General features: G+C 74.6%; 25 protein-coding genes. 12 read left to right on the forward strand and 13 right to left on the reverse strand.

Features of this window, described 5'->3' with window-relative positions:
• The first annotated feature begins 165 nt into the window (after positions 1-165).
• Positions 166-1,146 (forward strand): endonuclease/exonuclease/phosphatase family protein, encoded by a 981-nt coding sequence (locus ACIQ87_RS07200; protein ID WP_402402818.1) that lies wholly within the window; start codon positions 166-168, stop codon positions 1,144-1,146.
• Between the two features lie 256 nt (positions 1,147-1,402).
• Here ACIQ87_RS07200 and ACIQ87_RS07205 read toward each other — a convergent pair whose 3' ends face one another.
• On the reverse strand, positions 1,403-1,918 hold the full coding sequence (locus ACIQ87_RS07205) for a hypothetical protein (protein WP_402402821.1): 516 nt from the start codon (positions 1,916-1,918) through the stop codon (positions 1,403-1,405).
• Positions 1,919-2,376: 458 nt separating this feature from the next.
• Between ACIQ87_RS07205 and ACIQ87_RS07210 the strand changes: the two genes are divergently transcribed.
• Positions 2,377-3,132, forward strand: a complete 756-nt coding sequence (locus ACIQ87_RS07210) for a S1 family peptidase (RefSeq protein ID WP_402402823.1) — start codon at positions 2,377-2,379, stop codon at positions 3,130-3,132.
• A 236-nt stretch (positions 3,133-3,368) separates the two neighbouring features.
• Here ACIQ87_RS07210 and ACIQ87_RS07215 read toward each other — a convergent pair whose 3' ends face one another.
• Positions 3,369-4,247 carry an alpha/beta fold hydrolase gene (locus tag ACIQ87_RS07215; protein ID WP_402402826.1) on the reverse strand — a complete coding sequence of 293 codons (879 nt, stop codon included), beginning with the start codon at positions 4,245-4,247 and terminating at the stop codon, positions 3,369-3,371.
• A gap of 152 nt (positions 4,248-4,399) precedes the next feature.
• Here ACIQ87_RS07215 and ACIQ87_RS07220 point away from each other — a divergent pair, with 152 nt between their 5' ends.
• Positions 4,400-4,834, forward strand: a complete 435-nt coding sequence (locus tag ACIQ87_RS07220) for a MarR family winged helix-turn-helix transcriptional regulator (RefSeq protein ID WP_402403351.1) — start codon at positions 4,400-4,402, stop codon at positions 4,832-4,834.
• 10 nt (positions 4,835-4,844) lie between these two features.
• Here the strand turns inward: ACIQ87_RS07220 and ACIQ87_RS07225 are convergent, their stop codons facing one another.
• Positions 4,845-5,771, reverse strand: coding sequence for an AEC family transporter (locus ACIQ87_RS07225; protein ID WP_402402829.1), 927 nt, complete (start codon positions 5,769-5,771; stop codon positions 4,845-4,847).
• A 294-nt stretch (positions 5,772-6,065) separates the two neighbouring features.
• On the opposite strand from ACIQ87_RS07225, the gene ACIQ87_RS07230 reads away from it, so the two are divergent.
• Complete coding sequence (locus ACIQ87_RS07230) at positions 6,066-6,524, forward strand: HD domain-containing protein (RefSeq protein WP_402402832.1); 459 nt, start codon at positions 6,066-6,068, stop codon at positions 6,522-6,524.
• Between the two features lie 231 nt (positions 6,525-6,755).
• Here the strand turns inward: ACIQ87_RS07230 and ACIQ87_RS07235 are convergent, their stop codons facing one another.
• Positions 6,756-7,151 (reverse strand): transglycosylase SLT domain-containing protein, encoded by a 396-nt coding sequence (locus tag ACIQ87_RS07235; protein WP_402402834.1) that lies wholly within the window; start codon positions 7,149-7,151, stop codon positions 6,756-6,758.
• 495 nt (positions 7,152-7,646) lie between these two features.
• Positions 7,647-9,200, reverse strand: coding sequence for a carboxyl transferase domain-containing protein (locus ACIQ87_RS07240; protein ID WP_402403354.1), 1,554 nt, complete (start codon positions 9,198-9,200; stop codon positions 7,647-7,649).
• A 290-nt stretch (positions 9,201-9,490) separates the two neighbouring features.
• Here ACIQ87_RS07240 and ACIQ87_RS07245 point away from each other — a divergent pair, with 290 nt between their 5' ends.
• Positions 9,491-9,883 (forward strand): ribonuclease, encoded by a 393-nt coding sequence (locus tag ACIQ87_RS07245; protein ID WP_402402837.1) that lies wholly within the window; start codon positions 9,491-9,493, stop codon positions 9,881-9,883.
• Between the two features lie 53 nt (positions 9,884-9,936).
• Here the strand turns inward: ACIQ87_RS07245 and ACIQ87_RS07250 are convergent, their stop codons facing one another.
• The gene (locus ACIQ87_RS07250) at positions 9,937-10,755 is read right to left on the reverse strand and encodes an MOSC domain-containing protein (RefSeq protein ID WP_402402839.1); all 819 of its coding nucleotides are present in this window, start codon (positions 10,753-10,755) and stop codon (positions 9,937-9,939) included.
• A gap of 153 nt (positions 10,756-10,908) precedes the next feature.
• Here ACIQ87_RS07250 and ACIQ87_RS07255 point away from each other — a divergent pair, with 153 nt between their 5' ends.
• Positions 10,909-11,583: a TetR/AcrR family transcriptional regulator gene (locus ACIQ87_RS07255; RefSeq protein WP_402402842.1), complete on the forward strand. Its 675-nt coding sequence runs from the start codon at positions 10,909-10,911 to the stop codon at positions 11,581-11,583.
• Positions 11,584-11,782: 199 nt separating this feature from the next.
• Complete coding sequence (locus tag ACIQ87_RS07260; protein WP_402402844.1) at positions 11,783-12,334, forward strand: universal stress protein; 552 nt, start codon at positions 11,783-11,785, stop codon at positions 12,332-12,334.
• Here ACIQ87_RS07260 and ACIQ87_RS07265 read toward each other — a convergent pair.
• Together ACIQ87_RS07265 and ACIQ87_RS07270 are read right to left on the reverse strand one after the other, a co-directional pair.
• Positions 12,331-13,053, reverse strand: a complete 723-nt coding sequence (locus tag ACIQ87_RS07265) for an alpha/beta hydrolase family protein (RefSeq protein WP_402402847.1) — start codon at positions 13,051-13,053, stop codon at positions 12,331-12,333. The genes ACIQ87_RS07260 and ACIQ87_RS07265 overlap by 4 nt on opposite strands.
• 221 nt (positions 13,054-13,274) lie before the next feature.
• Positions 13,275-14,081 carry an IclR family transcriptional regulator gene (locus ACIQ87_RS07270; protein ID WP_392876345.1) on the reverse strand — a complete coding sequence of 269 codons (807 nt, stop codon included), beginning with the start codon at positions 14,079-14,081 and terminating at the stop codon, positions 13,275-13,277.
• A 326-nt stretch (positions 14,082-14,407) separates the two neighbouring features.
• On the opposite strand from ACIQ87_RS07270, the gene ACIQ87_RS07275 reads away from it, so the two are divergent.
• From ACIQ87_RS07275 to ACIQ87_RS07285, 3 genes are read left to right on the forward strand one after another with little or no spacing between them, the layout of a single operon-like run.
• Complete coding sequence (locus ACIQ87_RS07275) at positions 14,408-15,718, forward strand: extracellular solute-binding protein (RefSeq protein ID WP_402402850.1); 1,311 nt, start codon at positions 14,408-14,410, stop codon at positions 15,716-15,718.
• 40 nt (positions 15,719-15,758) lie between these two features.
• On the forward strand, positions 15,759-16,736 hold the full coding sequence (locus tag ACIQ87_RS07280; RefSeq protein WP_402402853.1) for a carbohydrate ABC transporter permease: 978 nt from the start codon (positions 15,759-15,761) through the stop codon (positions 16,734-16,736).
• 56 nt (positions 16,737-16,792) lie between these two features.
• Complete coding sequence (locus ACIQ87_RS07285; protein WP_402403357.1) at positions 16,793-17,653, forward strand: carbohydrate ABC transporter permease; 861 nt, start codon at positions 16,793-16,795, stop codon at positions 17,651-17,653.
• Positions 17,654-17,782: 129 nt separating this feature from the next.
• Here the strand turns inward: ACIQ87_RS07285 and ACIQ87_RS07290 are convergent, their stop codons facing one another.
• From ACIQ87_RS07290 to ACIQ87_RS07300, 3 genes are all read right to left on the reverse strand, one after another.
• On the reverse strand, positions 17,783-18,391 hold the full coding sequence (locus ACIQ87_RS07290; protein ID WP_402402856.1) for a hypothetical protein: 609 nt from the start codon (positions 18,389-18,391) through the stop codon (positions 17,783-17,785).
• Positions 18,392-18,553: 162 nt separating this feature from the next.
• Complete coding sequence (locus ACIQ87_RS07295) at positions 18,554-19,315, reverse strand: VOC family protein (protein ID WP_402402859.1); 762 nt, start codon at positions 19,313-19,315, stop codon at positions 18,554-18,556.
• 163 nt (positions 19,316-19,478) lie between these two features.
• Positions 19,479-20,120, reverse strand: a complete 642-nt coding sequence (locus ACIQ87_RS07300; protein WP_402402862.1) for an alpha-ketoglutarate-dependent dioxygenase AlkB — start codon at positions 20,118-20,120, stop codon at positions 19,479-19,481.
• A 61-nt stretch (positions 20,121-20,181) separates the two neighbouring features.
• On the opposite strand from ACIQ87_RS07300, the gene ACIQ87_RS07305 reads away from it, so the two are divergent.
• Both ACIQ87_RS07305 and ACIQ87_RS07310 read left to right on the forward strand, forming a co-directional pair.
• Entirely contained in the window at positions 20,182-20,835 is a 654-nt protein-coding gene (locus ACIQ87_RS07305; protein WP_402402864.1) for a hypothetical protein, read from the forward strand.
• Positions 20,836-20,930: 95 nt separating this feature from the next.
• Positions 20,931-21,449 (forward strand): universal stress protein, encoded by a 519-nt coding sequence (locus ACIQ87_RS07310; protein ID WP_402402867.1) that lies wholly within the window; start codon positions 20,931-20,933, stop codon positions 21,447-21,449.
• Positions 21,450-21,456: 7 nt separating this feature from the next.
• On the opposite strand, the gene ACIQ87_RS07315 is transcribed toward ACIQ87_RS07310, so the two are convergent.
• The gene (locus ACIQ87_RS07315) at positions 21,457-23,070 is read right to left on the reverse strand and encodes an amidohydrolase (protein ID WP_402402869.1); all 1,614 of its coding nucleotides are present in this window, start codon (positions 23,068-23,070) and stop codon (positions 21,457-21,459) included.
• A complete protein-coding gene (locus ACIQ87_RS07320) occupies positions 23,067-23,909 on the reverse strand; it encodes a PaaX family transcriptional regulator C-terminal domain-containing protein (RefSeq protein ID WP_402402872.1) in 843 nt (280 codons plus the stop codon). Before ACIQ87_RS07320 ends, ACIQ87_RS07315 begins: the two co-directional genes overlap by 4 nt.
• Positions 23,910-24,057: the final 148 nt, after the last annotated feature.

A 24,057-nucleotide genomic window follows, 5' to 3' on the forward strand; every position in this document is an offset into this window, starting at 1 on the left:
TGAAGGCCCGAAAGACCCGAGGGCCCGAAAGACCCGAGGGCCCGAGAGCCTGAGGGCCCGGGCCTCGACCGGAGGCGCGGAACCGGGCCCCGGGCGCGCGCGTCCGTCCTTCACGACGGCGGCCGATGATCACGGCTGTCGGCCGCCGCCCCTGGAAGGAGCACCGTGACGGACGGTAGGTCGAAGAGCGCGTCGCCCGCCGGCCGAGGCCGTTGGCGTCGCGCCGCGCTGATCGGGTGCGGGGTGCTGCTGCTGGGCCCGGCCGTGCTCGCGGTGGTGCGGCTGTGCGGGTGGGACGACGGCACGGTGTGGGCCCTGCCGATGGCCGGGCTGCCGTACGCGGCGCTGCTCAGCGTGCTGCTGCTGGCGGTGGTGACGGTGCTGCGCGGACGGTGGCTGGCCGGGGCCGCGGCCGTGCTGGTGGGGCTGCAGCTGTGGTGGCTGGTGCCCCGGCTCGTCCCGGACGGGGCCGACGCGCCCGCCGACGCGCCCCGGCTGCGGGTGGCGACCAGCAACAACTTCATGGGGCAGGTCTCCCCGAAGTCCCTGGTCGACCTGGTGCGCGAGCAGCGGATCGACGTGCTCGCGGTCGAGGAGCAGAGCGACTCCGCCGCCGACGCGCTGGACGCGGCGGGCATCCGCGCCCTGCTGCCGCACCGCGAGCGGCCGGCCGGCACCGACACCGCGCTCTACACCCGGCTGCCCGTCAGCTCCGGCGCCGACCCGGCCTGGCCGACCACCAACCTGACCGTCGACGTCGGCGGCCGCCCGGTGCAGCTGGTCGCCGTGCACACCTACTACCCGCTCGGCGACGCCCGCCGCTGGGCCGAGGGGCTGCACGACCTGCGCGCCGCCGCGCCCGGACGCACCCACAACGCGGTCCTGCTGGGCGACTTCAACGCCACCCTCGACCACAGGCCGATGCGCGACCTGATCGGCACCGGCCTCACCGACACCCACGAGGAACTCGGCGCGGGCCTCTTCCCGACCTGGCCGCAGGACCACCCGGACTACCGCGTCCCGGCCGTGATCCAGATCGACCACGTCCTGCACGGGCCCGCGCTGACCGCCGTCGACGTCACCGAGCACGCCCTGCCGCGCAGCGACCACCGCGCCGTGGTCGCCGAACTCGCCGTCCTGCGCTGACCGCCCGGCGGCGGCCCGTGCTCCGATGACGGGCACGACCGGCCCGTCGTGCCCGTCGTGCCCGTCGTGCCCGCCGTGCCCGTCGCCCCGTCGCCGGAGCGGCCGGAGCGGCCGGAGCGGCCGGAGCGGCCCGGAGGCCCCCGGTGCCCCGGGCCTGGGCGGCATCCCGTCCGCCGTCACCGGCGTCACCCCGAGCGCCTGGACGACGGCCGGCGCCGTCAGCAGGACCCAGCGGCGGTACGCACGCGTCATCCGCTCAGGCAACGGAGTGGGTCAGCGTTCCGGAGTAGGACCCGCCGACGGCGCCGGCGGGCAGGTCGACGGAGATCGCCGGATCCCGGCTCGCGGTGTTGTCCCCGACGCCCGCGCTCCCGGTGACCACCACCTGCGGGGAGTTGCTCAGCGTGATGTTCGTCGGAGTGGCGGTGATGGTGCCGGTCGTCGTCACCGCCCCGACCGTGTAGGTGGCCCTGGTGGCGGCGATCGTCGACGAACCGTTGGTGAAGTCCGTCGACGACGCGGCCACCGACCAGGAGGCCGAGAGGAGGGCGCGGTCGTCGGTGACGGTCACGGCGCCGATCGGCGCGCCGACCTGGGTGCCGGGCGCTCCCGAGCCGAGGTCGGCGCTGACCGGCACCGACATCGACAGAGCGCCCGACGTGACGACGAACGTGACCGTGGTGCTGGGGTCGGACGCCGCGCCGGCGAGGCCCGGCTGGACCAGGACCAGGGCGACGGACGCGGCCGCGACGGATGGGATTCGCAGACGCACGACGACTCCTGGGGTGGCCGTCCGCTGGTGGACATGCCGGTGACGTGAGGTCAGGCGAACCGGCGCCGCCCCGACCCGCAAGCCGAGGCCGACCACGCTCCGCCACCGGAATGACCGCATGTCAGCCGAATCCACGCCCGGCCCGCCGCGCCGTCACCCGCATGCCGCCGCTCCCGCGCCGGCTGCTCCCGCGCCGCCCGTTCCAGGGCCTCTCCCCGTCCCGCCACGGCGTTCCAGGAAACGACGAAAGCGCAGGTCACGGGGGGTGTCACCGTTCCATCGTCCCGAACCGCCGGGCACGGCTGGCGGGCGGGACGGATCCCGGGACAGTCTGTGGTCCGGCGGCGATCGGCACCGAGCCCGAGGGGCGGGTGGCCGACGCCGTCCGCCCGCCGCCGAACGCGGCCACGGCACCGAACGCCGCATCACGCACCACCGACCCAGAAGGAATCCCCGCCATGCGCACCTCGAACCGACGCCTGACCGCCACCCTCCTGGCCGCCGTCGGACTGCTGGCCGCCGGGGCCACCCCGGCCGCCGCCGTCCACGGCGGATCGGACACCACGACCAAGTCCCACCCGTTCGTCGTGGCCCTGGAGACCGCCACGGGCGAGCAGTGGTGCACCGGCGCGCTGATCGCACCGACCAAGGTGCTCACCGCGGGCCACTGCGTCGCCGAGGCACAGGACCCGCGCTCACTGCGGGTGATCGCCGGGCGGACCGACCTGACCGGCTCCGGCGGCCAGGTCCGCCGGGTGAAGGACTACCGGGTGGACCCGCGCTACACCGCCGCCCTGGACCACGACTCCGCCGTCCTCACCCTGGACCGTCCGCTGCCGCAGACGCCGGCCCGGGTGGCCCGCGAGGGGGACGCGGCGCTGTACCGGTACGGCCGCACGGCCACGCTGCTGGGCTTCGGGCGCACCGGCTCGGACGGGCCCGGCACGCACCTCAAGCAGGCGCAGCTGACGCTGGCTCCGCCGGCCTCCTGCGACCCGTACACCTTGCCCGGCGACTCGCCGCTGCTCAAGGTCTGCGGTCTGCCGCGGGCCGGTACGACCGACAGCGTCTGCAAGGGGGACTCGGGCGGGCCGCTGGTCGTCGGCGGCGTGGTGATCGGCGTGGTCTCCACCGGCAACAAGTACTGCGACACCCAGCTCCCGCTCTCGGTGTTCACCCGGGCCACCGACGTTCCCGCGCAGCTGCTGTCCTAGGGCCGTCCAGCCGGTGCCAGGGTCCTGCGGCCCGTCCGCCGGGAACCGGATCGGCGCCTTGAAGTAGCGCCGCCCGTCGGGTCGATCGCCCATGGTTCCCCCCGCCGCTCCGCCGACGAAGGTCATTGTCGGGGGAGGCGGTGGGCGCAGGCCGCCCGTGGTGGGGCGGTGTCGGTGGGGAGGCCGGGGGCGCCTCGTACCCGGGGCCAGGAGGGTGGCAGGTGCTCTGTCGGTGGTCAGGGGTGGTGGGTGGGGGAGAGGAAGGTGGTGAGGAGGGGGTTGAGGGTCGGGGCGGCGGCCATGGGGAGGTTGTGGTGGGAGGTGTCGGGGAGGACGGCGACTTCCGCGTGGGGGAGGGTCCGGGCGGTCCGGGCGGCGTGGTGGGGGTCGTGGGCGCGGCTGTGGGCGGCGAGGAGGGTGAGGACGGGGGCGGTGAGGGTGCGGAGGCGCTCGGCGGAGGGGCGGGGGCCGGTGACGACGCGGGAGGCGGGGAAGTCGGCGTAGCCGAGGGCGTACAGCTCGCGCCAGGCGGGGTCGAGGGCGGGGGTGCCGCCGGTCTCCCAGTCGAGGTAGGAGCGCGCGCGGGCCGGGGTGCGGCCCGGGAGGAACAGGGGGAGGGCGCGCAGCAGGTAGCCGGGGCGGTAGCCCGTGAGGCACAGGCTGGGATCGAGCAGGGCGAGCCGGCGGACCCTGGCGGGGGCGTGCAGGGCGTACTCCAGGGCGATCCAGCCGCCGTAGGAGTGGCCGCAGAAGTCGGCCCGGGGGACGCCGAGTTCGTCGAGGACGGCGTCCAGCCAGCCGAGCAGCCCGGGGACGCCGTCGAGGGCGGCGCCGTCGTGGACGCTGCGGCCGGGGTCGCCGATGAGGTCGACGGCGAGGACGCGGTGTCCGGCCCGGGCCCAGGCGCCGGCGTTGGCGAACCACATGGTGGAGGTGGCGCCGCCGCCGTGGAGCAGGACGAGCGGGCGGCCGTCGGCGGGTCCGCAGGCGTTGATCCGGGTGGTGCCGTGGGCGGTGCGCACGGTGAGCGCCTCGACCGGGGCGGGCCAGCGGGCGAGCAGGGCGTCGTAGGCGGCGAGGAAGGGGGTGAGGGAGGGGGCGGTGCGGGCGGACATCCGGGCCTCCGCTGGTGTGGTGTGATGACGGCCGAGTGGCTGGACCACTCGCCCAACAAGTGTCACGCTGAGCAAGTATCTCGCTGAGCGAGAGAATAGTGGCACATGCCTGCCCGAGGAAGGACGACAGGGTGTCCGAGGTTGCCGAGCCGATGCGGCTGGTCCATCTGCTGCGCGGTCTGACCGTCGAACTCGACCTGTTCGGCGCCGAGTTCGCGGCCCGCAACGGTCTGCACCCGACCGATCTGCGGGCGCTGATCCATCTGCTGGACGCGGCCAGGGCCGGGGAGGTGGTCACCCCCGGCCGGCTCGGCGAGGCGCTGGGTCTGAACTCGGCGGGCACCACCGGGCTGGTGGACCGCCTGGAGCGGCTCGGGCTGATCCGGCGCGAGCGCGACCCGCAGGACCGGCGCCGGGTGCGGCTGCTGGTGGAGGAGCGGGCGATGGAGCTCGGGGAGGGCTTCTTCGGCGGGCTGATCGGCGATCTGGTCGCGGCGATGCGGCAGTTCGGGCCGGGGGAGCTGGACACGGCCCGGCGCTTCCTGACGGCCGTGGCCGAGGTGGTGGCGGCCGCCCGGGAGAAGTGAACGGCCGCGGCTACGCGGGACCGAGGGTCCAGCTGATCACCGACAGGGTCGCCATCGACAGCAGCGTCGACCAGAGCACCGCGTCCCGGGCGAGGGCCGTGCCCTGTTGGTACTCGCGGGCGTAGGTGTACACGTTCTGCGCGGTGGGCAGCGCGGAGAACAGCACCACGGTGAGGAGTTGGTGGGCCGGCAGGTGGAGGATCGGGCCGGCCACGGCGAGGGCGACCAGCGGCTGGACCAGGGTCTTGAGCACGACCGTCAGTCCGACCTCGGTGCGGCGCGGACGGCTGTCGACCGGCGGGCGGTTGTGCAGCGAGATGCCGAGGGTGACCAGGGCGGTCGGAACGCCCGCGCCGCCGAGCAGTTCGCAGGAACGATTCAGCTCGGCGGGCAGGTGTGCGCCGGTCGCCGAGGCGAGCGCGCCCAGTGCGGTGGCCAGCAGGATCGGGTTGCGGACGGGCAGGGTGAGCAGGGCCCGCCGGCCGGCCGCGCCGCCGTCCAGGACGGCCAGGACGGCGGGGGTGACCACCAGGATCTGGAACAGCACGACGGGCGCGACGAAGGAGGCGTCGCCGAGGACCTGCATGGTCACCGGGATGCCGAGGTTGGCCGAGTTGACGTAGCCGGAGGCCATCGCGCCGACCGCCAGTTCGCCGGGCTCGCGGTGGAACAGCAGCCGCCCGGCGAGCAGCCCGAGGCCTGTCGCCACCACGGTGCCCGCCGTGAAGGCGAGCATCGAGGCGTTGGCGAAACGGTCCAGCGGGGTGCGGGAGATCATCAGGAACAGCGCGGCCGGCATCGCCACGTGGAAGACGAACCGGTTGAGCACCGTCTCGGCCTGCGGCCCGAGCAGCCCGGTACGGCCGACCACGTAGCCGACGCCGGTGAGTGCCCAGATCGGCGCGAAGGCGGACAGCAGGGGGTGCAGGGCTGGCATGGTTCCTCGGATCGCTCGGACGGGTCTGCCGGGTGCGACGGGGATCTCCCGTCGGGGGCGCGACTCCCGAGCGCGGTGACCCCCCGAAGCCCATGAACCCCCGGGGCAGTAAACCAGTGGCCGCCGGCGGGGTGGTCGACGGGCCCGGCCCGGAGCGGGCCGGGGAGGCCGGGGCCGGCCGTACGGAGCCGGGCCGGCCGTACGGAGCCGGGCCGGTGGTACGGAGCCGGGCCGGAGCCGTACCGGGGCCAGGCCCCCCGGGTCAGGCCGGCCGCCCGGGCCTACGATGAGCCGATGGAGGACCAGTACCTGAGCCTGTCCGAGGTGGAGGCGATCGCACGCCGGGCCCACCAGGGGCAGGTGGACAAGAACGGCCACCCGTACGGCGAGCACATCGCGGCGGTCGCCCGCGGGACCGCGGTGCGCGGCGGCAGCGACGCGCAGATCGCGGCGGGCTGGCTGCACGACACCGTCGAGGACGACCGGCTGAGCCGGGAGTGGCTGGCCGGCGCCGCGCTGCCGCGGGAGACCAAGGCGATCGTGGACGCGCTCACCCGGCGCCCGGACGAGCCGGTCGAGGAGTACACCGCGCGCATCCTGGGCACGCCGGGCGCGCTGCTGGTCAAGCGCGCGGACCTGGCGCACAACTCCGATCCGGCCCGCCTCGCCACGCTGGACCCGGCGACCGCCGAGCGGCTGACCGCCAAGTACGCGCGGATGCGCGAGCTGCTCGGGCTCACCGGCGAGCTGTAGTCCACGTACGGACCATCCGGGCACGTACGGACCATCCGGGCCGCCCGGAGAGCCACACCCGGGCCGCCCGGGGAGACACACCCGGGCCGCCCGGGAACCACGAGAGGGCCCGGACCACGCGGGTCGCGCGGGTCCGGGCCCTCTCGGGCACCCCGGTGGCCCCTGTCCGACCCCCGGGGTGTGGGGGAGTGGTCAGGTCACGGGCGGGGTTCGGTGAGCCGATGGGTCGGCTTAGTACCAGTGGTGGGACTGCCAGAAGTTCCAGGCGGCGTTCGGGCTGCCGTAGCGGGTGTTCATGTAGTCCAGCGCCCACTTGATCTGGGTGGTCGGGTTGGTCTTCCAGTCCGAGCCGTGCGAGGCCATCTTGGAGCCCGGCAGCGCCTGCGCCAGGCCGTACGCGCCCGAGCTCGGGTTGGTCGCGGTCACGTTCCAGCTCGACTCGTGGGAGATGATCTGGCTGAACGACGCCAGCTGGTTGGCCGGCACGATCTGGGCGGCGATCGCCTGCGGGGAGGCGGTGGCGGCGTTCGCGGTGGCGGGCATGACACCCGCGCCCAGGGCGGTCAGACCGGCGGCGCCGGCGAGAATCGCGGCGGAGGTGCGCTTACGGAACTTGAAAGCGGGCATGAAGAACAGGACCTCAATCGGGTTGGGCCGGATCGCTCCCCGCCCAGGACCACGGCCGGACAGGGGCCGGAAGGTCACGGGGAGCGATTTCGGCAGCACGCCGTTCACCGGCGGGACAGGAGCCGGTGCGGCTGACGACGGAGCCATTGTTGGCAGACCGGGCGGGCCGTCGCCAAGACCCCCTCGGTACGACTCACGGTCGTACGGAACGGCCCGCCGTGGATTCGAAAGCGCGCTCGCGCGCGGCGCTCCGATCGGCGCTGAGCTGCGCGAACGCACGGGCACGGGGGAGGCGCGGGCGCTCCGGAGCCGTCTACTACCGCCCGTCGTGGTGGTTGATCACGTGTGAGCGCACTCACCGTGCGGGGCCCGGCGGGCGTCACGCGCCGGCCCGGGCGCGGCACGGTGGGTACAGACGATCAACCCGGCGCTGAGACCGGCGCCACACCGTCACCCCGAGACCGGGGCCACACCGCGGTGGTCAGGAGGCTCTCCTCAGCGCAGGTCGCCCAGCCGCCGGTGCCGGTGGGCGCGAGCCGCGAGCCGGTCCGCTTCGGTGGCCGCCGCCAGGGTGCCCAGCGCCGCACCGACGGCCTGCCCGAGCCGGGTGCAGAAGGCCTCCGGCTCCTCGGCGGCGTCCGGCAGCTCCGGGACCACCTCGTCGACCAGCCCGACCTCGGCCAGGTGACGCGCCCCGATCCCCTGGGAGCGGGCCAGCTCGGCGGCGTGCGCGCCGTCCCGGTGGACGATCGCCGAGGCGCCCTCCGGCGGCAGCGGCGCCAGCCAGGCGTGCTCGGCGGCGATCACCCGGTCCGCCGGGAGCAGGGCGAGCGCCCCGCCGCCCGAGCCCTGGCCGAGCAGCACGGCCAGGACGGGCGTGCGCAGCGCGAGCAGGGTGGTCAGGCAGTGGGCGATCTCCACCGCGATGCCCTCCAGCTCGGCCTCGGCGGACAGCTCGGCGCCCGCCGTGTCCACCACGGTGACCAGCGGCAGCCCGAGCTGCTCGGCCAGGTGGGCGGTGCGCCGTACGGCCCGCAGGTCGGCGGCGGTGAAGGGGCGATCGTGGTCCGGGGTCTGCCGCTGCTGGCCGACGACCAGGACGGGCCGCCCGCCGAGCACGGCCAGCGCCCGGACCAGCGCGCCGTCACGGCCGCCGGGGGCGTCCAGCAGGACGAGCTCCTCGGTGGTGTGCCGCAGCAGCTCGCGGGTGCCCGGGCGGTCCGGGCGGCGGGTGCGGCGGACCGAGTCCCAGGCGTCGGGGTCTCCCGGCGTGCGCGCGGGCTCCGTAGGAGGGGACGCCGCTGCCGTAGGAGGGGACGCCGGCGCCGTGGGAGACGCCGGTGCCGTAGGAGGGGAGGGCGGCGTGGCGGCGAGGACGGCGAGCGTACGGCGGAGCAGCTCGCGCAGCTCCTGCGGCGGTACGACGGCGTCCACCAGCCCCTGACCGGCGAGCGTCTCGGCCCGCTGGACGTCCGGCGGCAGCTCCACGCCGCGCAGTTCCTCGTACACGCGCGGGCCGAGGAACCCGAGCCGGGCGCCCGGCTCGGCGAGGACCAGTTGCCCGAGCGTTCCCCAGGAGGCGAAGACCCCGCCCATGGTGGGGTTGCGCAGATAGGTGAGGTAGGGGAGGCCGGCGGCGCGGTGGGCCTGGACGGCGGCGGTGATCCGCAGCATGCAGAGGAAGGCCGCGGAGCCCTCCTGCATCCGCGTCCCGCCGGAGACCGGCAGGGCGAGCAGCGGCAGCCGTTCGGCGGTGGCGCGTTCGACGGCGCGGGTGATCCGCTCGGCGGTGGCGACGCCGATCGAGCCGCCGAGGAAGCCGAACTCGGAGGCGACCAGGGCGACCGGCCGGCCGTCGATCAGGCCGACGCCGGTGAGGACCGCCTCGTCCAGGCCGGTGCGCTCGCGGGCGCGGTCGAGCGAGGCCCGGTAGCCGGGGTCGGCCCGGTCGACGGCCGGCGGCTCGTCCCAGCCGCGGAAGCCGCCCGGGTCGACCAGTAGTCCGATCAACTGGTGGGCCGTCAGTGCCGTGCCCGAGCCCGTACCCATGTCCACCCCGTCAGAGATCGTCCGGCCCGCCGTGATCCGTCACTCTATGCGGTGCGGTCCGGGCGCGGCGAGGCCCGGACCGGCGCGTGGGACGGCCGCGGCGCAAGTTCGACGGCGGTCGACCCCTGCGCCGGGCGGTCGGTTCGTGGGCGTTCCGCGGTCGGTTCGAGGGGTGGCCGCAGGCAGCTTGCGTACAGCTCAAGTCCCCTTGGGTAAAGGGTAGTTACTCGCTGGTTAATAGTTTCCCTGAAGGCTTCCGGAGTTGACGGTGTCTCGCCACACTGGTGGACATGACTCGCACTCTACGCGCGTGGAAGTCCCGCGCCGCCGCCGTCACCGCCGTCGCCCTGATGACCCTCGCCCCGGTCGCCGTCGCCACCGACGCGCACGCCGACGTGAGCGGCTCGGTCTGCCTCTCCGCCCTCCCGCCGCAGGCCACCGACACCCTCGACCTGATCGCCTCCGACGGGCCGTTCCCCTACTCCCAGGACGGCGTCGTCTTCCAGAACCGGGAGGGCGTCCTGCCCAGTGAGTCCTACGGCTACTACCACGAGTACACCGTCATCACCCCGGGCTCCCCGACCCGCGGCGCCCGCCGGATCGTGACCGGTCAGGCCTACCAGGAGGACTACTACACCGGCGACCACTACGCCACGTTCCGCCTGATCGACCAGACCTGCTGAGTTCCCGCCGCCCGGCCGCGGCCGCCGCGGCAGCGTGGCAGCCGCGGCCGGATTCAGAGCTCGGACGGCCCCCAGGCCCCCACCGTCAGCTCGTCCCCCACCCGCAGCGTGCCGGGCCGCAGCACCGCGAACTTGCTGCCGAATGCCACCCCGCCGGCCGCCGCCCGGCGGTACCGGGCCAGCGTGCGCAGCGGCTCCGGGCCCGCCTTGGTGCCCCGGTCCTGGTCCACCAGCGTCACCGCGCAGCGGATCGCGAGCTTCGCATAAGCCAGTTCGGCCCCGCCCACCTCGACCCGGCGGACCAGGTCCTCGGTGTGCGGCTCGCTCCAGCCGTCCACCACCACGTTCGGGCGGAACCGGTCCACCGGCATCGGCCGGACACCGGAGAGCTCGTCGAAGCGCTCCAGCGAGGCGCGCGACAGCATGTGCACCGCGCAGCTGTCCGCGTAGCCCGAGGTGCCCGGGACCAGCCCGTCGGTCACCCGGTCGTGCTCCGGCGGCACCCGGACCAGCCGGCTGCGCGCACCCAGCACCTCGGAGAGCCAGCCGGCGGCCTCCTCGCCCTGGTCGATGCCGAGGAGCGGCAGCTTGAACAGCCGCACCGCGCGGCGCGGACCCTCGGCGTCCACCGCGAACGACACCGGCTCCACCCCCGTGGCGGCCAGCGTCAGCGTACGGCCGTCCTCCGCCACCGTCGGTCGGACGGTGGCCAGCGCCGGATCCAGGCGCTGGGAGCGGAACACGCCCTCCTCGTCCACCACCATGAACGCCCGGTCGTGGGCCAGCCCCGCCGGGGTGAGCTCCGCCTGCGCGGCCGCCACCGCGGCGCACCCCTTCACCGGGTAGTACCGCAGCTCCGTCACCGTGGCCATCGTCCTGCCGCCCCCTTGCCGTCCGCGTTCCGTGGATCGTGCCGATCCCAGAGGGTAGTTGAGGGCCCCGGCCGGCGGGGCGGGCGGTACCCGCGAGCGTGGTGGGCGGCCCCGCCTGGCGCGAGTCGTCAGACACGCCCTAGGGTCGGGGGCATGGCACCACCGAGCAGCGCGAACCCCCCGGGGCGGCTCCGGCGGGACGCGCAGCGCAACCGGGACCTGCTGCTCGCCGCCGCCCGCGACATGTTCTCCCGACACGGCCTGGACGTGCCGTTGGACCAGATCGCCAAGGAGGCCGGGGTGGGCAACGCCACCCTGTACCGGCACTTCCCCACCCGCGAGGCGCTGGTGGGCGAGGTGTTCGCGGACGCCGGGGGCGGACTGGCCGCCGCGGGCGAGGAGGCGCTCGCCGCCGAGGACGCCTGGAGCGGCCTCGAACGGTACTTCGGGTGGATCTTCGAGCTGGTCGCCGCCGACCGGGGCATCAACGACCTGGTCACCCAGGCCATCCCGACCATCCCCGGAATGACCGAGATCAGCCGTCGGCACGCCGCCACCGTCGGCGCCCTGATCGCCCGCGCCCAGGACCAGGGCACCATGCGCCGCGACGTGGTCACCATGGACCTGCTCTTCCTCCTCGGCCCGCTCTGCCGCGCCCTGCCCGCCGCCACCGAGCTGCGCCCCGACCTCTGGCGCCGCTACCTCGCGCTCCTGCTCGACGGCTTCCGCGCCGAGGCCGGCCACCCGCTGCCGGTCCCGCCGATCGGCGAGGAGCACCTGGACCGGATGTTCGCGGACCTCTGGGAGGCGGAGCCGCCGCAGGCCTGAGCACCCGCGGCACCAGAGCGCGCACAGGCATCAGGGACGCGTACGGAAGCGCCACCGCCGCGTCAGAGCCGCGTCAACGGGCCGGAGCCGCGGGGGCGCGGGCCGCTTTGCTGGGGTGGAACCGGCGCGGTCCGGTTCGGCGCGGTCCGGTGCACGGGCACCCGGACGCGCGGGCGGACGGAGAGGCGGGAGCGGGGCCATGAGGGACAGCGGTGCGGACGACGGCCGGATCGTGGTCGGTGTCAGCGGCTCGCTCGGCAGCCTCGCCGCGCTGCACCACGCGGTGACCGAAGCCCGCCGGACGGACACCGAGGTGCTCGCGGTGCTCTGCTGGACCCCGCCCGGCGACGAACTCGGCTACCGCCGCACCCCGTGCCCGCCGGTGGTCGACGCCGGCCGCGACGCCGCCGTGGCCCGGCTGCGGCAGGCCCTCGACGAGGCCTTCGCCGGCCGCCACGCGGGCGTCCGGCTGCGCTGCCAGGCCGTCCGCGGCGACACCGGCCACACCCTGGTGCGGTGCGCCGACCGGCCCGGGGACCTGCTCGTCCTCGGCGCCGGACGGGAGCGCGGCCGTCTCGCCCGACTGGTGCACCCCTCGGTCGCCGCCTACTGCGTCCGGCACGCCACCTGCCCCGTCCTGGCCGTCCCGCAGCCGCCGTTGCAGCGGGATCTGGAGGCCCTCCAACGCGGCCACGGGCTGCGGGAGTTGGCGGCGGGGGACGGCGGCCGGGGTGTCTTCGGCAATCCCTAGGGCAGCCCGGCCGCCTCGGCGAGGACGGCGGCGGTCCGGCGGCCGGCGGCCAGGGTGGCGGCGTCCGTGGCCGGGAGGCAGCGGCGGGCCTCGGGGGAGTAGGCGGTCATCACGACGCCGGCGTGGTCCGTGGGGAGTTCGAGGGTCCGTGCCGCCGACATCTGCTTTGTCAGGGCAGCGCTCAACCGCCGGGTGTGCTCCACGTCGACGATCTCGTCCGCCGTGCCGTGGACCAACCGGAGCGGGACGGGGGAGCGGGCGGCCGACAGGTGGTCGAGCGGGGCGTCGCCGGTGGTGACGGCCGCGGCCGAGTAGTGCGAGGCGATGCCGACGGCGGCGCCTGGGCGCAGCCCGGCGGGGGTGTCGGGGTGGGTGGCCACGGCGATCGCCTCGCGGCCGCCCAGCGACCAGCCGGCCAGCACGAAGCGCGCCGGATCCCCGCCGTGCCCGGCGGCGGCCCGGCGGGCCCCGGCCAGGGAGGCGAGCAGTTCGGCACGGCCGCCGTCCGGCTGCCCGGCGTCCCAGTCCGGAACGAACACCAGCAGCCCCAGCCCGGCGGCCTCCCGGGCCAACGGCCGCAGCACGTCACGCTCGTTCGGGCCGCGGCCGTGCCAGAGCAGTACCGAGGGGGCCGCCCCGGTGGTGCCGGCGGCCGGAACGTGGACGTCCATCAGCCGCCCGGCGGCGTACGGAACCACCTGGAGCCGAGTGCTCGTCATCCGGGATTCCCCTCCGATTCGGTGAATGATCACGGGGCTGCTACTGTACTTCTCGTCGCGAGGGAGTGATTCCTCGTCAGGCGTCAGTGGTGCTACCAGAGCACGCCCTACTTTCAGTAGGGAGAGTCCGTGCGATCCGGGCCTGGCGCTCCAGAACGGACGGGGTCCGGTGCCGAGGAATCGGCGCCGGGCCCCGTCCGCGTTTCCGGGAGGAAGCGGAATCAGGACGGCTGGCGGTCGGAGCCCAGCTCCCGGGAGATCCGCAGGCCGACCTGGGCGACGACCGGCCCGAGGGCGCGGACCCGGGCGGCGGTCATCCGTGAGGTGAGGCCGGAGACGGACAGGGCGGCGGTGACCTCGCCGGTGTGGTCGAAGATCGGGGCGGCGACGCAGCGGACCTCGGGCTCGTTCTCCCGGTCGTCGATCGAGTAGCCGCGGGCGCGGATCCGGGCCAGGTCGGCGCGCAGCCGGGGCTCGTCGGCGATGGTCCAGGCCGTCACCGGGCGCAGGCCGGCCGCGACCACCTCGGCGACGGCCTCCTCGGGCAGCCAGGCGAGGATCGCCTTCCCGGTGGCGGTGCAGTAGGCGGGGGCCCGGCTGCCGACCCGGGACGCCATCCGGACGTTGGTCTCGTCCTCGACCTTGTCCAGGTAGACGATGCCGGGGGCCTGCCAGACGGTCAGGTGGACGGTCTCGCCCGCCTCGCGCTGGAGCCGGCGCAGGTGCTCGGCGGCGACGCTGCGCAGGTCGAGGGTGGTCAGGTAGGCCTGACCGAGCCGCAGCGAGCCGTGGCCGAGCCGGAACCAGCCGGTCTCGCGGTCCCGGTCGAGGAGGTGCTCGTCCAGCAGGGGGCCCGCCAGCCGCAGCACGGTGCTCTTGTTGAGGCCGAGTCCGTCGGCGAGCTGGGCGAGCGGGACGCCGCGCCCGTCGCCGTGGTCGCGGACGTAGCCGAGGACGGCGAGCGCGCGGCGCAGCGAGGAGGACTGGTTGCGTTCGGTCGCGGATTTCTTGGGCGCCGTCTCCGTCATGGGTCCGTTCCCTGGTGTTGTTCCGGCGGTGTTCCCCCGCTGGTCGGCGGCGGTTGTCAGAACGTACCCGTTCACGGCCTGATCGCCGCATCCTCGACACAACGTTGTGCAGTGCAAAACTTTCACCAACTCCCCCTTGTTGGCGCCGATCGCCCCCGCCTAACGTCCCTGCCATCGAGCAGGCGACGTCGCCCCACCCGAGCGCTGCGCCCTGCCGTACCCCCACCACTTCACCCACCATCGGCCCCGGTCAGGGCCTGCTTCGACGTGCCCGTCCCCGGCGGCGGACGTCTCGGCGGCAGCTGTCGGGAGGGGAGGTCTCCACCATGCGACTCATCGGACGGACCGCCGCAGCCGTCGTGCTCGCCGCCGGCTGCCTGGCCGCCACCGCCTGTGCCCCCGGCACCGCCTCGTCGGTGGGCGGCAAGGCCGCCGACGACCGGACCGGCACCTTGCAGGTCTGGCTGTACAGCGAGGCGGGCAACGCGGCCAAGGAGGCCGTGATCGCCAAGGCCGTGACCGAGTTCCAGGCCTCCCACCAGGGCGTCACCGTCAACGTCAGCTACATCGACACCGACGCCTCGGCCCGTGCGGCCAAGATGAAGGGCGCGTTCAACGACCCGAACAGCGCCCCCGACCTGGTCGAGTTCGGCAACACCGACCTGCCCGGCTACGTCGCCGCCGGCGGCCTCGCCGACATCTCCGCCGACCTGGACAGGTGGCAGGACAAGGGAGACCTCGACCCGGCGATCGCCAGGACCGCCGTCGTCGACGGCAAGACGTACGGCCTGCCCTGGTGGGTCGGCGTGCGCGCGCTGTACTACCGCACCGACCTGTTCACCGAGGCCGGCCTCACCCCGCCGACCTCGTACGCCGAGTTGGTCGCCGCCAACCGGAAGGTCCACGCCGCGCACCCGGACACCTTCGGCATCGCCGTCGGCGGCAAGTACACCTTCGGCGCGCTGCCCTTCGTCTGGGACGCGGGCGGCGACATCGCCACCAAGGACGGCTCCACGTTCAAGGCCGCGATCGACTCGCCCGCCTCGCAGGCCGGGATCAAGCGCTACACCGACCTGTTCGGCGCGGACGGCTGCCCCGCCCAGCAGTGCGCGGACCTGACCGGCGGCAAGATCATCGACCTGTTCGCGGCCGGCAAGTCCGCGATGGCGCTGATGCCCAACTCCGCCCGCAGCAAGGTGGACGCGGGCGCGGTCAAGGGCAAGTACGGCGTGGTGCCGCTGCCCGGCGAGAAGCCCGGCTCGATCGCCCCGGCCTTCGCCGGCGGCAACAACCTGGGCGTGATGAAGGCGGCCAAGCACCGCACGCTGGCGGTCGAGTTCGCGCAGCTGCTGGCGAGCCCCGGGTACCAGGAGCAGATGTACGACGCGATGGGCAACCTGCCGACGCTCAAGTCCGTCAACGGCAGGGTCGCGGCGAAGGACACGTTCCTGAAGCCCTTCACCGACACGATCGCGGCCGGCACGAAGTTCGTCCCGCTCGACCAGGCGTGGGCGCAGATCGACGCCCAGGCGGTGATCCCGACGATGCTCCAGCAGGTCGTCACCGGCAAGGCGGACGTGGCCAAGGCCTCGGCCGACGCCGCCGCGCAGATCTCCTCGGCCTTCGCCGCGCACTGACGGCCCCCTCCCGGTTCGCCTCAGAGAGCAGGTCCCGCACGTGTCCGTATCCACCCCGACCGCCCCGGCGCCGCCTTCCCCGCAACGGCGCCGTGGGGGCAGGACGCCGGCCGCACCCCCGGGCGGCCGGCGCCGGCGGCCCCCGCTGCTGCTGCTCCTGCCGGCCGCGGTCGTCCTGATCCCGCTGGTCGCCTACCCGATCTACCAGCTCGGCCTGCTGTCCGTCCTGGACTTCGGGCAGGCCCAGGCCTCCGGCGGCGCCCCGACCTCCTTCGTCGGCTTCGGCAACTACACGAGGATCCTGGAGGACAAGCAGTTCTGGACGGTGCTCGTCCAGACCATCGGCTTCGCCGCGTTCTGCGTGGTCGCCACCCTGGCCGTCGGCGCCACCCTCGCGGTGCTGCTCACCAGGGTCGGCCGGTGGCCGCGGCTGGTGCTGACCACCGCGGCGATGGCCGCCTGGGCGGCGCCGGCGATGACCGGTTCGACGGTGTGGAGCTTCCTCTTCGACACCAACCTCGGCCTGGTCAACCACACCCTGGAGGGGCTCGGGCTCTCCGGCTTCCACGAGTTCAACTGGTTCTACGACAAGTGGACGGCGTTCCTGATCGTCGGGGCCGTGGTGGTGTGGCACTCCTACCCGTTCGTGATGGTCACCCTCTACGCGGGCATCCGGGCCATCCCGGAGGAGATCCTGGAGGCGGCCGCCCTGGACGGGGCCGGCACCTGGACCACCTTCCGCCGGATCACCGCGCCGATGCTGCGGCCGATCCTGACGGTCGTGGTGATCCAGTCGGTGATCTGGGACTTCAAGGTCTACACCCAGATCTACGTGATGACCGAGGGCGGCGGCGTCGCCGGCCAGAACCTGGTGCTCAACGTGTACGCGTACCAGAAGGCGTTCGCCTCCTCGCAGTACGGGCTGGGCGCGGCGATCGGCGTGATCATGCTGCTGATCCTGGTGATCCCGACGGTCCTGTACATCCGCACGCTGCGACGGACGGGGAACGAACTGTGAGCCCGGCGAACTCCCTTCCCGCCGCCGCCGCCGCGGCGCCGGCGTCGGCCAGGCCCATCCGTGGCCGCCGGAACACCCGGGGCCGGTGGCGGCTGGCCGCCAACACCGGCGCGATCGTGCTGGCCGTGGTCACCGCCTTCCCGATCTTCTGGATGGTGCTCTCGGCCTTCAAGCCCAAGGGCGAGATCCAGTCGCTCGACCCCAGGCCGTGGACCGCCCACCCCACGCTGGACAGCTTCCGTCAGGTGCTCAGCGTGGACGGCTTCGGCCGCTACTTCGCGAACAGCCTGGTGGTGGCGCTGTCGGTGGTGGTGCTGTCGGCGATCGTGGTCTTCCTCGCGGCGGTGGCCGTGACCAGGTTCCGGTTCAGGTTCCGCACCACCATCATGGTGATGTTCCTGATCGCCCAGATGATCCCGGTCGAGGCGCTGACCATCCCGCTGTTCTTCATGTTCCGCGACGCCGGCCGGTTCGCCCCGGGCGTCGGGCTGAACACCCTGGCCTCGCTGGTCCTGGTGCAGCTGGCGTTCTCGCTGCCGTTCGGGATCTGGATGATGCGCGGTTTCGTCGCGGCCGTCCCGGTCTCGATCGAGGAGGCGGCGCAGATCGACGGGGCCAGCCGGACCCGCATCCTGTGGCGGATCCTGCTGCCGCTGGTGGCGCCGGGCCTCGCCGCGACCAGCGTGTTCTCCTTCATCGCGGCCTGGAACGACTTCGTCTTCGCCAAGACCTTCATCATCAGCGCCACCCAGAACCAGACGCTGCCCTCGGCGCTGCTGGTCTTCTTCAAGCCGGACGAGAACGACTGGGGCGGCATCATGGCGGCGTCCACGCTGATGACCGTGCCGGTGCTGATCTTCTTCATCGCGGTACAGCGCAAGCTGGTCTCCGGGCTGGCCGGCGCGGTGAAGGACTGACGCCGGCCGAGGGCCGCGCACCCGGGAGTCCCCGCCATCGGCCGGGACTCCCGCAGCCGTCGGGGGACCGTGGCGGTCCGGTTCCCGTGGCGGTCCGGGGCCCACGCCGACGGCCCGGGCCGTTCGGCCTCAGGAGACGAAGCCGACGATCTGACCGCCCTTCCAGCGCTGCGCCAGCCGGAGCCAGCCGACGACCTCCGCGACGGCCTCGGCCACCTCGCGTTCCGGCAGGGGGGAGCGGCCTTCGCGCTCGGCCCGCTCGAACTGGTCCAGCGCCGTCCGGCACTCCTCGGCCGACCAGGTGCTGCAGGAGGGCACGTCGCAGTGGGGCAGTCCGTCGGGCAGGCCGCCGTACCGGAACTCCTCGACCGAGACGGCGGTGATCCCGTACGCCTTCAGGCCCCCGTCCACGACCTCCAGCCAGTCGCCCCGGAACGGGCCGAAGGAGTCGACCTCCAGGGGCTGCCCGACCAGCCAGCACAGCCGCCGGTAGGCGTAGCCGTACTGGAAGGCGTGGTCCTCGTCCTCGGAGAAGGGCCCGCCGTGCACCACGGCGCGCAGTGCCTCCCGGGCGGTCGGAGCGCCCTGGGCGATCTCGTCGGCGAAGTACTCGTCGGACCTGTCCAGGGACGGGCCGAAGTACGCGAGGGCCTCGTCGACCGCCCCGTCGTTGCCGCTGCCGACGCGGGCGCGGAGCTCCGCCGGGTCGACCAGGTACGCGCGCAGGAAGGAACTCATGCCAGCACGGTAGCGGTCGCAACGGACAGCGGGCCGGGCGGGGCCGATCGTCCCGGGCGCCGATGGGCACGTCGAACGTTCTTGCCACAGAGGCAAGTTGACTGATCGGAAGGAGCGGAGCCGGTTCCGGGGCCGGGGGGCGCAGGCGACGGCGGCCCGGGCTCAGGCCACCGCCGCGGAACCGCGGGACGGGACGGCGACGAGCACGAACCGCGCGCCGGCGTCGTCCCGGACCAGCGCGGTGCGGCCGTACGGTGCCGGGGCCGGCCCGGAGACGACGGTGCCGCCGAGGGCGCGCAGCCGGTCGACGGTGCGGTCGGTGTCCTCGGTCGCGAAGTGGACCAGCCAGCGCGCGCCCGCGCCCTGGCCCGGGCGGGAGGGGCCGATGCTGCACGCGGGCAGGCCGCCCACCCGGGCGAGGGCGTGGCCCGCCCGCGGCCGGTCGTAGGTGTAGCCGAAGACCCGGCGGTAGAACGCCCGGGCGGCGTCGGGGTCGGGAGAGAGGTGCTCGTTCCAGGCGAGCGCGCCCGGCTCGTCGACCAGGCCCGCGCCGTCGATGGTGCCGGCCCGCCAGAGCCCGAAGCGGGCGCCGAGCGGGTCGACGGCGAGCGCGGCGCGGCCCTGCTCGGGCACCTCGTACGGCTCGCGGGCGAGGCGCCCGCCGGCGGCCCGGACGGCGGCGGCGGTGCGCAGCGGGTCCGGGCAGGCGAGGAAGGTGGTCCAGGCGGCCGGTTCGGCCGGCAGGGCCCGTTCGACGGCCGCGACCTGGGCGCCGTACCGGGTGGCCACCGTCTCGGTGGGGGTGGTCGGGACGAACTCCCAGTCGAACAGGGCGCCGTAGAAGGCCTGCGCCCGGGCCGGGTCCGGTGTGGTGAGCGCGACCCAGCACGGGACCCCGGCGTGGTAGCTGCCCGGCTTCGGCATGCGGCCCTCCTGGCGGGCCCGGCGTTCGGTACCCGGCGAGCGCCGAGCGCCACCGGCCCCACCCGCCAGCCTCCGCGCCCGGCGGGTGGGTGGCAAGCGGGGTGCCCGCAGGGTATGTCTCAGGACACCCCGTGCGGGACCCTAGGACTCCCCGTGCGTGACCCTAGGACACCCCGTGCGGCCGGAACTGGATGCTGATCCGCGGGCCCACCGGGCGGGCCGTCTTGGGGATCGCGTGCTCCCAGGTGCGCTGGCAGGAGCCGCCCATCACCACCAGGTCCCCGTGGCCGAGCGGGTGGCGGACGAGTGCCGGGCCGCCGGTGCGGGGCCGCAGCGCCAGGGTGCGCGGCTCGCCGACGGAGAGGATCGCCACCATGGTGTCCTCGCGGGCGCCGCGCCCGATCCGGTCGCCGTGCCAGGCCACGCTGTCCCGGCCGTCCCGGTAGTAGCAGAGCCCGAGGGTGCGGAAGGGCTCGCCCAGCTCCTGGGCGTAGTGCCGGCTCAGCTCCGCCCGGGCCAGGCCGAGTACCGGGTGGGGCGCTTCGGCGTGCGCCGGGTAGGAGGCCAGCAGGCGCGGGACGTCGACCGTCCGCTCGTACATCTCGCGGCGTTCGGCCCGCCAGGGCACGGTGGTGGCCAGCTGTTCGAACAGCTCGTCCGCCCCGTGCAGCCAGCCGGGGAGCAGGTCCAGCCAGGCGCCGTCGCCGAGCGGCTGCCGTCGCAGGCCGTCGAGCGGGCCGAGGCGGACGCCGCCGCGCTCCGTGTCGTCGAACAGCGAGGGCTGGAGGTGGACGGTGCCGTGCATGGGGCCAGGGTACGCCTTTATTCGAACACATGCTCGAATATGCGGGTTCTAGGCTGCGGGTATGGCGATCAACGGCTTCGGGGTCACCGAGTTCCAGCTGGTGCTGCTGCGCAGGATGGCCGACTTCCGGCCCGGGCTGGTCGAGGAGGCGGTGCGGCGGCTCGGCGCCACCAGGACGTCGATGCGCGAGGCCAACAAGCGCTGGCAGGCGATGGTCCGCGCCCCGCGGTTCCCGCGCGGCGCCGCCCGCTACGCCGCCGTGCTCGGGCCGGCCGAGGCGAGCGCCCCGCGCCGGATCGGGGACCTCGTCTGCGTCGCCCGGCAGTGGACGCTGCCGCTCTGGCCCGAGCTGCGCTTCGAGATCCTGCTCGGCCCGGCGGAGATCGGCGGGCCGCTGCTCAATGAGTGGCTGGTGCGGGCGGCGGACGCACCGGCCCCCGTGCTGCGCACCCTGGCCGACCTCGCGCCGTGGAGTTGCGTGGTGGGTGACGTCGGGGCCGCGTTCCCGCAGGCCGTGCCGCGTGAGGGGAGTGCGCCGACCAGGTTCCGGCTGGACTTCGTGGTGCCGGACGCCGACGGGCGGCCGTGCCCGTGCGAGGCCGACTTCACCTGGGGGCTGCTCCAGGAGGTCCGCCCGTTGGACGACCGGGGTCCGGGCGGGTCGGGCCGGGGTGGGTCGGGCCAGGGCATGGATATGCCGGGCGATGCAAGGTGATATTCAGTGAATACCTTCGATTTGCAGGCTAAACAAGGAGTGTGGCAGCCTAATCGCAGACATTGAAGAGCTTTGACATCGGAAAGTGAAGGATCATGTCGGACGGCGCCCGCGTCATCGTCGGAGTCAGCGGTTCACTGCACAGCCTGACGGCCCTGCACCGGGCGGCCGAGGAGGCCCGGGCCCGGCAGGCCGTCCTGGTGCCGGTGCTCGCCTGGACGCCGGTCGGCGGCGAGCGCAGCTACCGCGCCCGGCCCTGCCCGCCGCTGCTGCGCGCCTGGCAGGAACTGGCCGAGGCGCGGATGGCGGGCGTGCTGGAGCAGGCCTTCGGCGGCCTGCCGATCGGCGTGCCGGTGCGGCCGCTGGTCGTGTGCGGCGAGGCGGCGACGGTGCTGACCGGGCTCGCCGACCGTCCGGGCGACCTGCTGGTGGTCAGTACCGGCGAGCAGGGCGGCCTGCGGGTCGGGCTGCGCAGGATGGTGCGCCGCTCGGTCACCCGGCGCTGCCTGAGCCGGGCCCGCTGCGGGGTGCTCACCGTCCCGCCGTCCACGCTGCACGAGGACCTGCGCGCGCTGCACCGCGGCATCGACCTGCGGGAGCTCGCGACGGCCTGACAGGTCGTCAACTCCGGTGGGTGGTAAGCCCGTCGACGATCGTCCGGGTGGGCCGCAGCTCGCGCAGCGCGTCCACCGGGCAGTCCAGCGGATCGACCGGCCACACCGTGAGGTCGGCGAACGCCCCCGGCCGCAGGCTGCCGCGCACCGCGCTCTCGCCGGTCAGCCGGGCCGCGTTCACGGTGTGCAGCGCGACCGCCTCGGAGCGGCCGATCGCGTGCTCCGGGCCGACCACGCCGGCCGTGGTGCCCCGGGTGGTCATGCCCCACACCGACACCATCGCGCCGTACGGGCCGACCGGGAAGTCCGAGCCGCCGGTGATCAGCGCGCCCTCGTCCAGCCACTCGCGCAGCGGGAAGACAGCGGCGGTGCGCTCCTCGCCCCAGGCCCGCTGCTGGGTGAGCGCGCCGTCGTGCAGCAGCGGGTGCTGGACCGTCACCGGGATGCCGAGGGCGATCGCCCGGGCCCGCAGCTCCGGCCGGGCCAGACCGCCGTGCTCGACCACCAGCGTGCCGGGCGGCAGGCCGGGGTGGCGGGCGACCACCTGCTCGAAGACGTCCAGCAGGACGCGCAGTCCGCGGTCACCCCAGGCGTGCACACCGACCCGCCGGCCCCGCCCGACCACCCGTTCCACCGCCGCGAGCAGCTCGGCCGGCTCCCAGAGCAGCCGGCCGTGGTAGCACGGCTGCCCCCGGTACGGCTCCTCCACTGCCGCCGCCTCGAAACCGCCGTCGATGCCGAACTTGACGCCCCAGAGCCGCAGTCGGTCGTCGTCCCGGCCCGCGGCCTGCCAGTCGTCCATCCGGTCCAGCAGCGCGTCCACCTGCTCCGGCGTCCGGGCGGCGAAACCGGAGACCAGCACCCGGACCCGGACGGCCAGCGCGCCCTCGGCCCGGGCGGCGTCCAGCACGTCGAGGTCCTCGGCCGGCACCAGGCAGTCCCGGACGGTGCCGATCCCGGTGGCGGCGAACTCGGCGGAGGCGGCGCGCAGGCCCTCGATCCGGTCCGCGAGGGAGGGACGCGGCAGCACCCGCTCGACCAGCTCGACCGCCCGGTTGATCAGCCGCCCGGTGAGCCGGCCGTGCTCGTCGCGTTCGATCACACCGCCCGGCGGCGCCTCGGTGGCCTCGGTGATCCCGGCCAGCCGCAGCGCCGCCGAGTTCAGCACCATGTTGTACGCGCCGCGGCGCACCAGCACCGGGTGGTCGGCGGTGGCCGTGTCCAACTCCCCGGTGGTGGGCATCCGTTGCTCGGCCAGCAGGATCTCCTGCCAGTTGACCGTGGTGTGGATCCACTCCCCGGCGGGGGTACGGGCGGCGCGCTCCCGGATCAGGCCGAGGAACCCGGCGAGATCGCGGGCCCGGTGCACCGGCACGCCGTGGACGCTGTGCCCGGCCAGGATCAGATGGGTGTGGGTGTCGTCGAAGGCCGGCAGCACGGTCGAGCCAGGGGCGTCCACCACCTCGGTGCCCGGGCCGATCAGGGCGTCCAGCCCGTCGGGCGCGGGGGAGAGGGCGGTGATCCGGCCGCCGGTGACGGCGACCGCCCGGCGGGGCGGCTCGCCGGGCACCAGGGTGTGCACGGCGGCGGCGCGGATCAGCAGGTCGGCGGGGTCGGTCATCGCGGCTCCTGGGAACGGGACAGCCCGGTGACCTTCTCCACGTACCGAAGGCTGGGCTCGGCGAGCAGTCCGTGCAACTCGGTGAACACCGCGCGGGCCGGCACCGCGTTCCAGTCGGCGGGCAGCAGCTGCGCCGGCAGCCCCGGGTCGAGGTACGGCAGCCGGCGCCACCGGGTGAGCATCGGCACGAAGTCGCGGAACGCCTCGGCCGGGTCGACCGAGGCCCGTCCGCGCAGTTCCTCGGCGGCCGGGCGCCAGGCGCCGGAGAAGGCCGCGTACTGCGCCTCGATCGCCGGGAGGTCCCACCAACCCGCCACCGCGGTACGGAGATCGGCGAAGCCGGCGTACTCGGCGGAGAGGAACAGGTGGACGTAGGCGCTCAGCCCGAGCCGGTCCAGCAGCCGACGGGCGTCCGGCAGCAGCCGGGCGGGCGCCAGCCAGACCCCGGGGGCGGCGTTGCCGAAGCCGAGCCAGCTCAGCCGCGAGCGCAGCTGGTGGCGGTGGGCGCGGGCGGACTCGGGCACCGAGAAGACCGCCACCACCCAGCCGTCGGCGAGCGCGGCGGGCTCCAGGCTGTGGAAGATCCGCCGGTCGCCCTCCTCGAAGACCGGCTCCATCGCACCGGCGAGCCGGTAACCCGTTGCGGCGCGGCGCTCCTGGAGCAGGATGCCGGCCTTCTTCAGCCGGGAGGTCGCCGAGCGGACGGCCGGGCCGTCGACGTCCAGTTCGGCCAGCAGGGCGATCAGGTCGGCGATGGATATCCAGCCGCCGAGGCGGCGGACGAACTCGCCGTAGACGGTGTGGATCAGGGAGCTCGGCCGGGGTGTGTGCTCGGACATGCGCGGGCCCTCCTCCCCGGCGACTGGTGGCGATCATAACGAGGGTGCGGGTCCTGGGCGGCGTCTTGCCGATCTTTGCCGTCTCCGCCGATCGGGCGGGAACGGCGGGGACGGTCTGCTAAGGCGAGTCCGACGGCGCCCGCCGCGC

This window comes from Kitasatospora sp. NPDC096204 (assembly GCF_044763205.1).
In the GTDB taxonomy this organism is placed as follows: Bacteria; Actinomycetota; Actinomycetes; order Streptomycetales; family Streptomycetaceae; genus Kitasatospora.